The 13,342-nt window shown below is 66.8% G+C and carries 12 protein-coding genes; 1 reads left to right on the top strand and 11 read right to left on the bottom strand.

What is annotated here, in order from left to right; translation table 11 throughout:
• Positions 1–182 precede the first annotated feature (182 nt).
• The 9 genes from INN71_RS09160 to INN71_RS09120 all read right to left on the bottom strand — a co-directional run bounded on the left by INN71_RS09160 (position 183) and on the right by INN71_RS09120 (position 9,544).
• Positions 183–1,352 carry a serine/threonine-protein kinase gene (locus INN71_RS09160; protein ID WP_277500423.1) on the bottom strand — a complete coding sequence of 390 codons (1,170 nt, stop codon included), beginning with the start codon at positions 1,350–1,352 and terminating at the stop codon, positions 183–185.
• Positions 1,349–1,834, bottom strand: a complete 486-nt coding sequence (locus INN71_RS09155) for a hypothetical protein (RefSeq protein ID WP_277500424.1) — start codon at positions 1,832–1,834, stop codon at positions 1,349–1,351. The genes INN71_RS09160 and INN71_RS09155 overlap by 4 nt, the downstream gene beginning before the upstream one ends.
• Positions 1,835–2,431: 597 nt before the next feature.
• Complete coding sequence (locus INN71_RS09150) at positions 2,432–3,094, bottom strand: DUF6338 family protein (RefSeq protein WP_277500425.1); 663 nt, start codon at positions 3,092–3,094, stop codon at positions 2,432–2,434.
• 770 nt (positions 3,095–3,864) lie between these two features.
• A complete protein-coding gene (locus tag INN71_RS09145) occupies positions 3,865–4,962 on the bottom strand; it encodes a BtrH N-terminal domain-containing protein (protein ID WP_179516883.1) in 1,098 nt (365 codons plus the stop codon).
• A 133-nt stretch (positions 4,963–5,095) separates the two neighbouring features.
• Positions 5,096–5,707, bottom strand: coding sequence for a TetR/AcrR family transcriptional regulator (locus INN71_RS09140; protein ID WP_277500426.1), 612 nt, complete (start codon positions 5,705–5,707; stop codon positions 5,096–5,098).
• 64 nt (positions 5,708–5,771) lie between these two features.
• Positions 5,772–6,539: a 1-acyl-sn-glycerol-3-phosphate acyltransferase gene (locus INN71_RS09135; RefSeq protein ID WP_300960121.1), complete on the bottom strand. Its 768-nt coding sequence runs from the start codon at positions 6,537–6,539 to the stop codon at positions 5,772–5,774.
• 62 nt (positions 6,540–6,601) lie between these two features.
• Entirely contained in the window at positions 6,602–7,804 is a 1,203-nt protein-coding gene (locus tag INN71_RS09130) for an NAD(P)/FAD-dependent oxidoreductase (RefSeq protein WP_277500427.1), read from the bottom strand.
• Entirely contained in the window at positions 7,801–9,207 is a 1,407-nt protein-coding gene (locus INN71_RS09125; protein ID WP_277500428.1) for a cytochrome P450, read from the bottom strand. Before INN71_RS09125 ends, INN71_RS09130 begins: the two co-directional genes overlap by 4 nt.
• Before the next feature lie 16 nt (positions 9,208–9,223).
• Positions 9,224–9,544, bottom strand: a complete 321-nt coding sequence (locus INN71_RS09120) for a 2Fe-2S iron-sulfur cluster-binding protein (RefSeq protein WP_068121188.1) — start codon at positions 9,542–9,544, stop codon at positions 9,224–9,226.
• 165 nt (positions 9,545–9,709) lie between these two features.
• On the opposite strand from INN71_RS09120, the gene INN71_RS09115 reads away from it, so the two are divergent.
• The gene (locus INN71_RS09115; protein ID WP_277500430.1) at positions 9,710–10,681 is read left to right on the top strand and encodes an AraC family transcriptional regulator; all 972 of its coding nucleotides are present in this window, start codon (positions 9,710–9,712) and stop codon (positions 10,679–10,681) included.
• A gap of 11 nt (positions 10,682–10,692) precedes the next feature.
• On the opposite strand, the gene INN71_RS09110 is transcribed toward INN71_RS09115, so the two are convergent.
• Positions 10,693–11,379: a transglutaminase-like domain-containing protein gene (locus INN71_RS09110; protein WP_277500431.1), complete on the bottom strand. Its 687-nt coding sequence runs from the start codon at positions 11,377–11,379 to the stop codon at positions 10,693–10,695.
• Positions 11,380–12,157: 778 nt separating this feature from the next.
• Positions 12,158–13,255: a BtrH N-terminal domain-containing protein gene (locus tag INN71_RS09105; RefSeq protein WP_068124011.1), complete on the bottom strand. Its 1,098-nt coding sequence runs from the start codon at positions 13,253–13,255 to the stop codon at positions 12,158–12,160.
• Positions 13,256–13,342 lie beyond the last annotated feature (87 nt).

Below are 13,342 nucleotides of genomic sequence, written 5' to 3'. Positions count from 1 at the left end.
GTGGTGAGTTCCGAGAGCAAAGTGCGCGGACTCCCCGCGACCCTCTGGTCGGCGGTGAACTCCGGTGCCATGACCGCGACCGAGTACGCGGACGGCTCTGGCGCGTACGTGCTCACCCACGCTCAGCAGGTGGCCGGACGTCGGCTGTTGCTCTCCCTGCCCGCCGACGAAGCCGAACTCGTCTACCGGACTGGCGCTGCCTGGGCCGCCTCCTCGACGACACGGAAGAACCGGGCGAGCGCTGCTGAGTCTCCTCGCGCGACCCGCCGGTCGAGCCTCGCATAGCGTCGCCACGTCCCCGGACCCGGACCACGCCACGAGGCCTGCAGCTTGACCTGCCCTGCGTACCGGCCCTTCTCGACCGGCGCCGCCGTGATCCGCACCGTGCGAAGTTGCCGGGCGCGCGCACCCGGCGGCCAGGTGCCCTCCCAAACCCCGAGGAGACCCGTCCCGTCGACCCGACTCCAGTCGACGTACCGCGCGTCGTCCAGACGCCGGCGCGCCTCGGCAGCTGAGCCAGGACGACGGCCAGGGTCCGGGTCAGTCATCGCGCGCGCAACGGTTGCGACGGCAGGCGGCACCCACGGCGCCAGCTTGTAGAACTTCTGCGGCAGTGCTCGCTTGCTGCTGTCGACGTTGGCCTCCATCTTGGCCTCGTCGACGCTCTCCCAGTCGTAGGGCCCGTTGAGCATTTCGATTAGCACCATGCCGGTCGAGTACACGTCCGAGCACGGGTGGAGCTCCCCCGCCGCGCTCTCCGGCGGCAGGTAGGCAAGCGTTCCAGCCCCTGCGGGCGAACTCCCGTCGGTCAGCGCGGCCACGCTCCCCAGGTCGCCCAGGAAGCCGGTCGTCCGGGAGCCGTCGAGCATCACGTTGCCGGGCTTGACGTCGCGATGCAGCAGCTCGTGGTCAAGGTGCATGTAGTCGAGCGCGGCGAGCACCTGCGAGCAGATCGTCACGGCCTCCCGGATGGAGAAGACGTGTCCCTCCTCGAGGGCGGTGAAGACGCTCTGCCCCTCGCAGTAGTCCGTGGTGAACGTGACCACCTTGAGCGCAGGGTCCATGTCCGGCGTCCACTGCGCCTCCCGTACCGTCAGGAGGTTGTCGTGCTTGAGGTTCTTGAGGAGCTGAGGCTCGGTGAGTGAGCCAGGGATCCCGAACAGTGCCACGGTCTTCGCGACGACGTCGTGCTCGAAGACCTCGTGGCGGTACCGGTAACACTCCCCAGCCGCACCCTCGTTGATGCTCTGCAAGAAGGTGTACGAGGGCTTCGCCAAGTACTGGCCGTGAAGCTCCGGGGCCTCGCTCGCCGTCTGGAGGCTCGCCTCGGCGGCTCCCAGCTCGGCGCTCACTGTGAGTCCTGCAGCTCGCTGAGCGCAGCCAGAACGGTCGCCACGGCTAGGTCACGCTTGTTCGGTCCCCAGTTGGGCGTGATCTTCTCGGGGACCAGTTCGACGGCGATCTCCTGCAGCTTGCCGCTGTCGTAGCCAAGGCGGGACCGCACGGTCTCGCGCGCCACCCGGCGGAACTCGACGTCCTCCTCCGCGGCGGCGAACGCGACAACCGTCTCCATGGTGATCCGCGGAACAAGCGCGTGGTAACCCTGCTTGAAGCGCTTGTCGTACTCGGCCGACAGCAGCCAGACCAGTCCGATGTCGTACGCGCGCAGGACCCGACAGATGTCCTTGCGGGCGATAATCAGCGCCTGGCCGGTGTCCAACCCTTTGGGCAGGTCGAGCCGATAAGCGTTGCCGAGATCGATCAGCGTCCCGTCGGGCTCGACAGCCGCGAACCAGAGCACATCGCTCGCAGCGTGCACACCCAGCGCCCGCATCCGGTCCACCTCCCCGCCCAACCCATCAGCACCAATCCTAGTTGCCGTCAGGTTCTGAAGCGGGCTACTTGGACTTGGATCCGCCACCCTCGCCAGACGGCGGGACGGGAGGCCTGACGGGCGGCTTGGGCGGCTTTGCCGAGGAAGCCTTTGCCCGGTAGCCGTGCTCCAGGCCGTCACCGTTCATCGCGGAGCCGCTCAGGGTGCCCTTGGCAGGACGGCGCTCGGAGTCGGTCACCAGAGTTACGCCTTCTTTGAGCCGCCGCCCTGGCCAGACGGTGGGGTCGGGGGCTTGGCGACGGGTCGGGCCGGCTTGTGAGCGGTGGGCTTATAGCCGTGGGTCTCGCCGCTGGAGACCATCTTGGTGGTGGTCGGGACTGCCTTGGTCACTCGGCGGTCAGTCACTGTCCTGGTCCTTCTTGGAGCCGCCGCCTTGCCCCTTAGGTGGCTTTGGGAGCTTGGTATACGCACCGGACTTGGCGCTCCGCGAGACGGTCGTGGTGGAGCCAGACGCTCGGTAACCGCTGTGGCGCGGTGGCAGGGTCTTCGAGCTCGTCATCTAGGCCCTCCTCGTCATCTTCCGGATTCCATTGTGCCTCACTCGTCGGAATCCGGCCCGGGGAGCAGCAGTTCGACCAGGACCGCGTCGGTGCAATCGATCACGGCCCCGTTCGAATTCTCGACCGCTTGACCGAGGGTGCCGTTGTCGTCGACATGGAAGCTGACCTCGACATAGAGCGATCGCGGGTCGGGCCACGACGATGCGTATGAAGCTTTCCCGAACCAGCCGGCGTACCAGCCGCCGTCATTCATCCTCACGCGAACGAAACAGGGAGAAAGGTCCGCGAACGCGACGTCCCAACCGGAGGGTCGGGGGTCGATCCGGTTCCATCGCTGGTCAACCCACGAGTCCCTGAACTTGTCCTGAAGCCACCCCCAAGTGCTGATCCAGTAGTAGAGCCCGGCCGCCACCGCTGGGATAACGAACGCGGCAAGGAGGGCGAGGAGGGCGTACTTCTGCAGATGGTTGAGTGCCTCGTCCGGATTCTGGTTCGCGAGCGCCTCGATCTGCGGTCCCGCGATAGCCAGATAGACGAGCGCAAAGACGGTGCTTGCGACGATGGCACGCATCAGGCGGGAGGAGAGGTCAGCGTCGGCGGGCGTGCGGCCCCGGAGCCGGACCAGAACACCGAGGAACACGAACCCCGGGACGATCAGGACCAGCGTGATCAGCAGCTGGGTCGCTGAGCTCGGGATCATGTTGTCGATCTTGTCAGGCCGAGGCCGCGGTGTCGGCCAGGCTTCTGTGAAAGCCACGGACTCGTCGGCAGGCGAGGGGTTGTGGACGATGTCGCCGGCGCGGCTGACGAGGTCTTGCAGGCGGTGCGCGAGCAGCCAGAGGCCACTCGATCCGCAGGCCGTGCACCCTGGGGGTGCACGGCCGGTCCAAATTCTCCATTCGCCTCAGAAAGTTGCCGCAGATTGATCGCCCGCGGGCACGGCCAAGACTTTGGTGACTGAGACGAGCACCAGCAACCGAAACGAGGAGGACGACGCCGCGGCCACGGCGGCAACCGAACATCGGGCATACCGCCCTCGCCGGGCGAGTCCGAAATGGACGAAGCCCCGGATCTGGAACCCGGGGCCAGTCACTACGTGCGCGAGGGGGGAGTTGAACGTAGGAACACCACGCCTGATCACGCGCGACCGCCGTCCTGAGCGTGAAACCGGCGTCCCGTTACCTCCGGTTGCCTCCCGTTTCCTCGGCTCCGTGCACCCCAGGGGTGCACCAGCCGTATTCAGTTCGCCCCAGCCTACGTCTCGAGCCCGATCCTCTGGGTGACGAGACCTCAGATCTCGGGGAAGTCGAAAGGCGAGATGGCTCCAAGAGGCGTTCGTCAGCACGGCGGCGCAGCGATGGCAGAAACAACAGTCAAGGTCGATGGACCTGGGAATGCCTGGACTGCCCCAAGCACGGAGCCTCGGCGGTGGTGCTCGCGTGCTGCGTCCGCTGACTTGCCTACGATTGGTCACCCATCCCTGAGTTCGCCCGCCGCTTTGCGCATCTGAGAGATGGCATGGTCTTCATCGCTGGGGAGCGTCGCGGCGAGCTCATTCACCCGTCGCCAGCGGTCGAACGTCGCTCCGTCTCTACGGCCGGCCGCAGCCAGAGCCGACCACGTGTCCGCGCAGCGCAGGAGCGCGGTTCCGGCCTTGGCCATCTCAGCGGACCCCGTTAGCCGCGCCACGTCGGCACAGAACTGTGCCTGCAACCGGCGGAACAGGCCGCCGCCGGTCCCTGCCTTCTCCACAAAGGCGTGGAGTGAACGCAGTGCGACGTCCAGTTCCGGTTCGGGCATGAGTCCCGGCCACCGGTCGACATCTTCGGCGAAGACCGCGACCCCGCTGATCCCGGCAGCCGCCACGGCATCCGGTGGCAGCGCCGAGGTGTCCGGGATAATTGCGGTTACCGCCGCTTGCATGTTCTCGACCGAGGCGACGAGGGCCGAAGCTGCGGTCGGGCGGAGATCGGGGAGGGTCTGGGGCCAGTTCACGAAGTACGTGGTGTGCCTCGTGGGCACAGGGAAGGACCGTGACGCGCGCGCCCGCGCAAGAGCATCGTAGGGGACTTCCTGCACGTCGGCTCGGTCGTTGTCCACGACGAAAGCCGCCTCGGTGTCGTCGTCGTAACCGATCACGACGATGTCATGCCGACTCATCTGAAGGCGGACATTGAGGTAGGGCAGTTCAGCGATGTCCGCCCACATCAGCACGGGACGGCCTTGCTGAAGCTCGCGGCGGACCCAGCCCCAGCCGGTCACGGGGTCGTCGGTGCCACGGACGTCGACCTCGGCACCCAGCCTCGAAAGAAGGTCGACCTCGAGGTCACTGCTACGCCCGACGCTGTAGATGGGCGGGGTGAGACCGGGCATCCGCAGGTAGGTGAAACCCAGACCACCGCCCATTCCGAAGACCAGACCTTCGCTCGGTACCTCCTCCCAGCCGAGACCGGCCCACTCCAGGAGGTCTCTCAGCGCTCCGGAACCGCAATGACCGGCCTCACGGTGGGGATAGTCCAGCAGGATCCGCCGCGGCTCCGGTTGTCGGGGCAGGATCTCAGCTGACATGGCAACTCCTGAACCGGCTCGCAGCGCTCTGTGCGTACGCCGGTGGGTCGGGCGCGGTGGGTTCCGCGACTCTACATTTAGCTCAGGCACGCAGGGGCTCGCGGTCGACGGCGGTTGTGACGGCTGGTGCAGGTCACGATTCGAGGGAGAGGAACCGTACGGCGACTTCGGAGATCTTGCTCGCCGTCGCGGTCCGGTCCCACTTGGGCAGCGCCAGATGACTGACCGTCAGGCGCACCATGGTGTCGGCCGCGTCGACGACGTCGTCTGGGGGAAGGCTCGGGTAGCTCTCCGCCACCCATCCGGCCAGGGTGTCGGAGGCGAGGTCGAGAAGCCGCGCGGATGTCGTGAGCAGCGGGAGCATCCCCGTGGACGCCTGACTGCCCGCATCCAGGTCGCGGTTGGAGATGAGCACTGCCTTGAGCAGGGGGCTGCGTTCGGCCTCGTTCAAGGTGTAGTCGACGGCTGCTGCGATGCCGCGTTTCGCATCGCCGATGTGTGCCTCCAGCGCCTTCTGGATGCCCTCCAGGAAGCGCGAGGCCTCGCGGAGTACGACGGCTTCTCCGAGGCCGGCCTTGTCACCGAACTCCTTGTAGAGCACCGCCCGGGACACCCCGGCACGATCCGCGACCTCCCCCATACGCACCCGGTCCCAGCCGCGGTCGACGATCAGGTCGTGGGCAGCCTCGAGGACAGCGGCGCGCATGTGCTGCCTGAACCGTTCGCGCATGGACGGTGCCCGCATGACAGAGAGGTTAGCGATGTGTCTCGCGACCGACTCGCGTCCCTGACCTGGACACGCCCGCACGCTACCTAGCGTGCTCGTCGGCCAGTTGGTCGACCATGGCGGCGAGGGTGTCCTGGAGTCTCTGCACCCCTACAGTCACTGCCGTCGCCCTCGGAAAATTTCGGAGGTCCTCGAGTGGCACCGGGTCCCCGACCAGCAGGGTGACCCGACGACGGCGGCGGCGGCCTAGCACTACCCTCCCTTCGTAGGCTGGCACGATCGCCTGCACGCCCCATTGAGCGACGGGAATCAGTGGAGCTGACGTCTCCAGCGCGATGCGAACAGCACCTGACCTGAGCGACATCAGGCGCCCATCCGGTCGCTTCGTGATCGATCCTTCCGGATACACGACGACAAGAGCGCCACGCTCCACGGCTTTGACCGCGGCACGGATCCCAGACCGGCCGTCGGACCGATCGACCTCGACGTGGCCGGCCGACCGGAACCACCAGCCGACTGCTCTACGGTGAAACAGGCTCGCCTTGGCCATGAACCGGGGGGTCCGGCCCTGGGCGAGGATCATCTCCCCCAGGAACAGCGGGTCGGCCTGGGAGACATGGTTGGCGGCGAGCACCGCGCCTCCCGACCCGGGCAGGCGTTCGGTGCGGCGCCAGTCCGCTCTCCTGCCCAGCAGGAGCAGCGGTTTACAGACGAGCAAGGCCAGCCACCACGCAGGCCCGCGGGCGTCTCCGGGGACGCGTCTCTCACCCGCGGGCCGACGCGAGTCACGCAAGTCCGGAGCGATATGCAGGACTCTCACCGCCGTCCAGACCGTCGACCTCCAAGCCATCCTTGCTCAGCTCGGCGGGCGATGGCTCGGTGGTGACCACGACCAGCGGTTACTGCGGCTTCTCACACCGCCACCTCCGCTTTCAGTGCGGCCATGTCGATCGCGGTCCCCTGGGTGAGCATGCGTTTGGTGGCCATGAAGTCGCGGGGACGGTTGACACAGTCAGCGGCTATCGGCTCGCCCTTCCGGAGGTAGTAGCAGGTGAAGTGGCGGTCACGGGTCGGGTCACCGCTCACGACGATGTCGTCATAGCCGGTGTTGAGTCCCGCGATCTGGAGCTTGAGGTCATACTGGTCCGACCAGAACCACGGGAGCGCCGCCAGCTCCTTGTCCTTTCCACAGATGGTCGCTGCTGCCACCTTGGCCTGCTCCACTGCGCTCGGGACCGACTCCAGCCTGATTCGTCGGCCGTAGCGGGGGATGTCCTGCGACGTGCAGTCCCCGGCCGCCACGATGTCAGGGTCACTGGTGCGGGCGTGGGCGTCGATGAGGATCCCGTCGTCCACGACCAGGCCGGCTGCCTCGGCGAGCTCGGTGGTCGGCTCGATACCGATGCCGACGATCACAAAATCGGCTCGGACCGATTCGCCGCTGGCCAGGACCACCTCTCGCAGGCGGGTGTCGCCGACCAGGGCCTCGACCGAGGCGTCCGTCCGCACGTCGACGCCCTCTTCTTGGTGGATCCGCGTGAAGAAGGCCGACACCTCAGGGGCGGTGACCCGCTCGAGGACCCGGTCTGCGGCCTCGAGGACCGTGACGTGGAGGCCCGACGAGCGCAGCGAGGCAGCGGTCTCCAGCCCTATATACCCACCACCCACTATGACGGCGTTGCGTCCGGGGATCGCGTCCTCGCGAATCCGCTCCACGTCCGACGACCGACGCAGGTAGTGCACCCCGTCGAGGTCGGCACCCTCGGCACGGAGACGTCGGGGGTGCGCTCCCGTGCAAAGAGCAAGAGCGTCATAGGACAGGCGGTCCCCGGTGCCGAGCACGAGCTCGCCCGCCGACCGGTCGATCGACTGCACGCTGGCAGTCAGGGGCTCGACGTCCTGCTTGACGTAGAAGTCCTCAGACCGGATGGCCAGCTCCTTCAGCGAGCACTTCCCGGCCAGATATCCCTTCGACAGCGGAGGTCTTTGGTACGGCAGCGCCGACTCGTCACCGACCAGCACGATGTCACCCGACCAACCCTCCTGGCGGAGGCTGGTGACCAGCTGTACCCCGGCATGGCTGGCGCCGACCACCACCGCGCGTTCCGTGCTCATCCGGCGCCCTTGGGGGTGAGCTCGACCATCAGCTTGCTGATGCCGCGAACGAAGTTGGACTGCACGTACTGCGGCTCCCCGACCACATCGATCCTCTCGAAGCGCGGGAGCAGCTCCTCCCAGAGGATCCGCAGCTGCAGCTCGGCCAGCCGGTTGCCCATGCACCGATGCACGCCGAAGCCGAAAGCAATGTGGTTGCGGGCGTTGGGCCGGTCGATGATCAGCTCGTCCGGTCGCTCGAACACCGTCTCGTCGCGGTTGCCGGACGCGTACCACATGACCACCTTGTCGCCCTTGCGGATGAACTGGCCGTTCAGCATGGTGTCGGTCTTGGCGATCCGCCGCATGTAGGCAAGGGGGGTTTGCCAGCGGATGATCTCAGAGACCATGTTCGGGATCAGGTCCGGGTTGGCCTTGAGCTTCTCGAACTGGTCGGGGTACTGGTTCAGCGCGAGAACTCCGCCGCTCATCGAGTTGCGTGTGGTGTCGTTGCCGCCCACGATCAGCAAAACGAAGTTGCCGATGAACTCCATCGGACGCTTGATCAGGTCCTTGGTGCTCTCATCGCTCTGCAGCATCGTGACCAGGTCGAACCCGGGCTCTTCGCCGGCCGCGAGCCGGGCGGCCTTGGCGTGCCAGAGTTCCGTGAGTCCTCGCGCCATCTCGAGCATGCCGCGGAACAGCTCGTCGTTGTCGGTAGTGGCGGGGCCGCCGTTGGTCTGCTCCATCGAGGTTGCCAGGTCCGACCACTCGACGAGCTTGTGCCGCTCCTCGAAGGGGAAGTCCAGCAGCGTGGCCAGCATGCGGGCGGTCAGCTCGATCGACACCGTGCTCACCCAGTCGAACGGTTCGTTGACGGGCAGGTTGTCCAGGACGTCCCTGACGCGCTCGCGAATGAGGTCCTCCATCTCATGGAGGTTCTTCGGCGCAACGACACCTTGGACGGCGCGACGCTGTATGTCGTGTTTGGGTGGGTCCATGGCGATGAACATCGCGACGTCCATGAACCGCGGGGGTGTTCCGATGACGATGAGAGGCTCGGCGGAGAAGACCTCGTGGTTCTTGTCCACCGCCATGATGTCGGCGTGACGCGTCACCGACCAGAACGGGCCGAAGGGACTGTGGGGCTGGTAGTGGACCGGAGCCTCGTTGCGCAGACGTTCGAAGTAGGACGCCCACCGCCCCTGTCGGTAGAGGAACGGGTTGCTGAGGTCGATGTCGGCGAGGGGGACCTCTTCGACCGGCGGGATCGGGGCCTCGACGAACATCGGCCCGTTCGCGCCGGTGAGCCACCGCCGGCCCTTGTCGTAGAGGCGCGCGCCCTGGATCTGTCGCTCCAGGGGGATTGCGGACTCGACCTTCGTCTTCACTGTTTCTGGGATCTTGACTTCTGGGAACTTCATCTGGCTTGACCTCCTGCTACATCTGGAACTCGGGCAACTGCACGGTCAAGCCATCCCACGATTCGCAGACTTTGACTTGGCACGACAGGCGAGACGTCGGCTGTCGCTCGGGGTTCATCGAGAGCATCTCCTCCTCCTCGGGACCGGACCGGCCGACCTTGTCGGCCCAGGCGGGATCAACGATCACGTGACAGGTGCCGCATGCGGCCTCGCCGCCGCAGTCGGCATCGATGCCCGGGATGGCGTTGTTCGTCGCCACCTGCATCAGCGAACTGCCCTCCTCGAGCGGGGCCTCGTGCTGCTCCCCGTCGTGTGACATGAAGGTGACCACTGCCATCGACAATTCTCCTGACTTTGCCTACTGGATGGACGTTCTGGCGATGATTGTTGTCGGCGGTCCGCTGGCAAAGCCATGTCGTATCGTGTCAGTATGTTGTGAATTCGGATCACGTGAGGGTTGCCTGTGTGGACAGACGAGCCAGGCGTCCCGTCGCTGGCCTTCGTGCAGCTGCTGAGCAGTCCGGCGATCGACGAGGACGCCGTCGAGCGTTTTCGCGTCGTCATGGCGCGCGAGGGAACCGGTGAGCTGACTCTCATCCAGACCCAGGGCGAGGCACCGCTGCGGTGGTTCCGCGAGGTCTATCCCGACCTCGACGGCGAGCAGGCCACCCGGCTCGGGATCGCCTGCGCAGAACACGCACAGCTCACGTCCTTCGGACCGTTGAGTGTCCCGTTGGTCAGCGCGTGCACCGTCGCAGAGGTCGTGGAGCTGCTGACCTACCTGCCCTTGATCACCAAAGCGGTCACCACGCAGTTCCATCCGCGGCAGGACGACCTGACGATCAGGCTGTTGGGGAACGCAGGCGACCCCGATCTCGACTGTCTGGTCGTCACTTACTGCGGACTGGCACTCATGCGGTTGATCGACCTGCTGGTCGGCGAGCCGTCGGAGGCGACCATGCACAGCCACTGGCCGGAGCCGAGCGGGCTACCCCGAGAGGCCGAGAGCCGGTCCCGACTCGAGTTCGACGCCCCCTTCTCCTACCTGCACATGCCCGCGAGGACGCTTCGTGCTGCCTGCCGCTTCCCCGACCCGATCACCTACGGACTCGCCGTCACCGAGCTCCAGCAGGCGCTCGCGCGCCGAGCCGGCACCCCGGAGTTCGCCCGCAGGGTCCGGGCGTTGCTCGACGACGGGCCCGGGGCGAGGACGATCCAGTCCGTCGCAAACGAGTTCTCGATGTCCTCGAGCACCCTGAAGCGCCGCCTCGCCGCTGAGGGGACCAGTTTCCGGGAGCTGCTGCAGCAGTCGATGGTCGACCGCGCCAGGAAGCGGCTTCTCGACCCCTCCACGTCGGTCAGCGAGGTCGCCAACGAGCTCGGCTACAGCGATCTCACCAACTTCTCGCACGCCTTCAAGAGATGGACCGGCAGCTCACCGAGCCACTTCCGAGGTGAGCACGAGCACCGATGAGGCGAGAGTGCTCAGTCCGAGCTCACCGACGGGTTCACGGCTGCATGCTCGGTGGCCTCCCCGGTGTCGGCAGGAGCAGCGAAGGTGTCGTCCGCAACCCCTAAGCCGGGGGTCATGCGGCCGTAGGCCTGGTCGAGGGCCGTCAGGGTCCGGTCCAGCGAGAGGTCGTCGAAGCTGTCGAAGTCCATCGGGGCACGTCGAAGCTCTCGCACAGCTCGCCATTGAAGGCCGGCGTCGCCTTCAACCATCGGTCGTCGAGGTGGACGCTGCAGTACCCGTGGTACACGAACAGGTCCGCGCCACCCATGAGGGCCCGCAGGTTGTCGGTCCGCAGGTGGTTGAGGAAGTCGGCGAAGCCCACCCGGGCAGGGATGCCCACGGCCCGCAGCGCTGCGGTCAGCAGCACCGGCCTTGGGAACGCTGTAGGCGCGGCCTGCCTCGAGCACGTAGCTGGCCCGGTAGTGCTCAGGGTCTCGGGGCACCGAATGGGGGTCGTACCAGACTCTGTCCCGGACCGCTGCGAAGAGCAGGCTCGCCCGCTCACGCGGCGTCGATGCGCCGGCGACCACCTGCTGCGTGAAGTCGCGCACCGCAGCGCTGTCGTGATCGAGGAAGAAGGCCGACTCAAGGTGCGGTCCCGCCGTCGGCGTCATCGCCACCGCCAGGTGGTCGTCGGCCTTCCCGACCTCGACGACCATGCGTCGGCCTCCTCTTCCCAACGCGGCTGCGCACAGTGCGCGCCGTCCACACGCTGGAGCGGTCCTCATCGGACGCTCAAGTAGCTGTCGTCGTCGAAGCCGAGCCCGACGCTGTCAGCGAGATTGCGCGGGTCAACCACACCTGGTGTGCGATCCGGGCGACGACCTCGTCGTGCGACTCGTCGTGGTAGTCGAGCCAACAGATGGTCCCAGCATCGACCGGGTGCCCATCAGCCCCGCCATGACGCCGTCCCGGAAGGTCGACCTCGGGGTTGCGCAGGTACGCCCGACGCGGCGGCCACCAACTCCCCCGGAACCGCGTGCGCCCCAAGCCTGGCCCGACGCATCTCCCTGTTCTGCTGGCGCACTGCCATGAAGCGATCGAGGGTCGGATGCTCGGCCGCCCAACCGAGTGCAGCCCCGATGGCACCCGGATGATGGCAGGGCCGGTGCCACTGACCTGCATCGCGGGCCGAAGGGTGGTCGATGACCTGGTCCGCCGCGCACCGCAGCACCTCGCCGACGAGATCTTCCTTGCTGCGAAGTGGCGGTAGACGTGGGGCCGCGCATGCCTGCGCGTTCGGCGATCTGAGCGGTGCCGACCCCGGCGCCGTGATCCTCGATCGCGTCAGCCGCCGCCACTAGCTGTTCGCGCCGCGGACCTCGATGGGAGACGAGTCGAGATGACTCGGCGATCGGCTTGGAATGCTTAAGCTGTGGAGCGGGGATCGTCGGCGGTGGTGTTCGCGTATTGCGTTCGCCGACCGGCCACGATCGGTCACCCACCCCGGAGTTCGCCCGCAGCAGTGCGCATCTGGGAGATGGCATGGTGCTCGTCGCTGGTGAGAGTCGCGGCGAGTTCATTGACGTGTCGCCAGCGAGCGAGCGTCGATCCGTCGCTACGGCCGGCGGCAGCTAGAGCCGACCATGTGGCCGCGCAGCGCAGGAGCGCAGTTTCAGCCTTCGCCATCTCAGCGGACCGCGTTCGCCGCGCCACGTCGGCACAGAACTGCGCCTGCAACCGGCGGAACAGGCCGCCGCCGGTCCCTGCCTTCTCCACGAAGGCGTGGAGAGAGCGCAGCGCGACGTCCAACTCAGGTTCGGGCATGAGTTCCGGCCACCGGCCGACATCTTCCGCGAAGACCCCGATTCCATCGATCCCGGCACCAGCAACGGCATCCGGCGGCAGCACCGAGGTGTCCGGGATGATCGCGGTCGCCGCCGCTTGCATGTTCTCGACGGAGGCGACGAGGGCCGAAGCCGCGGTCGGGCGGAGATCCGGCAGGACCTGGGGCCAGTTCACGAAGTAGGTCGTGTGCCTGGTGGGCACGGGGAAGGATCGTGACGCGCGCGCCCGCGCAAGCGCATCGTAGGGGACCTCCTGCACCTCGGCTCGGTCGTTGTCAACCACGAAAGCGGTCTGGGTCTCGTCGTCGTAACCGATCACGACGATGTCGTGCCGACTCATCTGGAGGCGGACATTCAGGTAGGGCAACTCAGCGATGTCTGCCCACATCAGCACGGGACGACCTTGTCGTAGTTCCCCACGGACCCAACCCCAACCGGTGGCGGGGTCGTCGGTGTGCCGGACGTCGACCTCTGCACCCAGCCTGGCAAGAAGATCCACCTCAAGGTCACTGCTACGCCCGACGACGTAGATGGGCGGGGTGAGACCAGGCACCCGCAGATAGGTGAAGCCGAGCCCACCGCCCATTCCGAAGACCAGACCTTCGCTCGGCACCTCCTCCCAGCCCAGGCCGGCCCACTCCAAGAGGTCTCTCAGCGCTCCGGACCCGCAATGACCTGCCTGACGGTGGGGATAGTCCAGCAGCACTCGACGCGGCTCCGGCCGAAGCGCAGCGACCTCAACTGACATGGGAACTCCTGGAGTAGTCGGAGCACTCTGCGCGAGCGTGTGCCCGTCAAACGGTGGGCGCGAATCTACATGCATTCATGCACGCAT

The sequence above is a fragment of the Nocardioides sp. ChNu-153 genome (genome assembly GCF_030466625.1).
Lineage (GTDB): Bacteria > Actinomycetota > Actinomycetes > Propionibacteriales > Nocardioidaceae > Nocardioides.
The sequence above is the reverse complement of the archived record's forward strand: the minus strand, read 5'-3'. Positions and strand labels throughout refer to the sequence as shown.

Bases quoted from the DNA above. Each gene is read 5' to 3' on its own strand.
- INN71_RS09150 (WP_277500425.1), bottom strand. From the start codon at position 3,094: ATGATCCCGAGCTCAGCGACCCAGCTGCTGATCACGCTGGTCCTGATC.
- INN71_RS09155 (WP_277500424.1), bottom strand. From the start codon at position 1,834: ATGCGGGCGCTGGGTGTGCACGCTGCGAGCGATGTGCTCTGGTTCGCG.
- INN71_RS09140 (WP_277500426.1), bottom strand. From the start codon at position 5,707: ATGCGGGCACCGTCCATGCGCGAACGGTTCAGGCAGCACATGCGCGCC.
- INN71_RS09120 (WP_068121188.1), bottom strand. From the start codon at position 9,544: ATGGCAGTGGTCACCTTCATGTCACACGACGGGGAGCAGCACGAGGCC.
- INN71_RS09110 (WP_277500431.1), bottom strand. From the start codon at position 11,379: ATGGTCGTCGAGGTCGGGAAGGCCGACGACCACCTGGCGGTGGCGATG.
- INN71_RS09125 (WP_277500428.1), bottom strand. From the start codon at position 9,207: ATGAAGTTCCCAGAAGTCAAGATCCCAGAAACAGTGAAGACGAAGGTC.
- INN71_RS09130 (WP_277500427.1), bottom strand. From the start codon at position 7,804: ATGAGCACGGAACGCGCGGTGGTGGTCGGCGCCAGCCATGCCGGGGTA.
- INN71_RS09105 (WP_068124011.1), bottom strand. From the start codon at position 13,255: ATGTCAGTTGAGGTCGCTGCGCTTCGGCCGGAGCCGCGTCGAGTGCTG.
- INN71_RS09135 (WP_300960121.1), bottom strand. From the start codon at position 6,539: ATGGCTTGGAGGTCGACGGTCTGGACGGCGGTGAGAGTCCTGCATATC.
- INN71_RS09145 (WP_179516883.1), bottom strand. From the start codon at position 4,962: ATGTCAGCTGAGATCCTGCCCCGACAACCGGAGCCGCGGCGGATCCTG.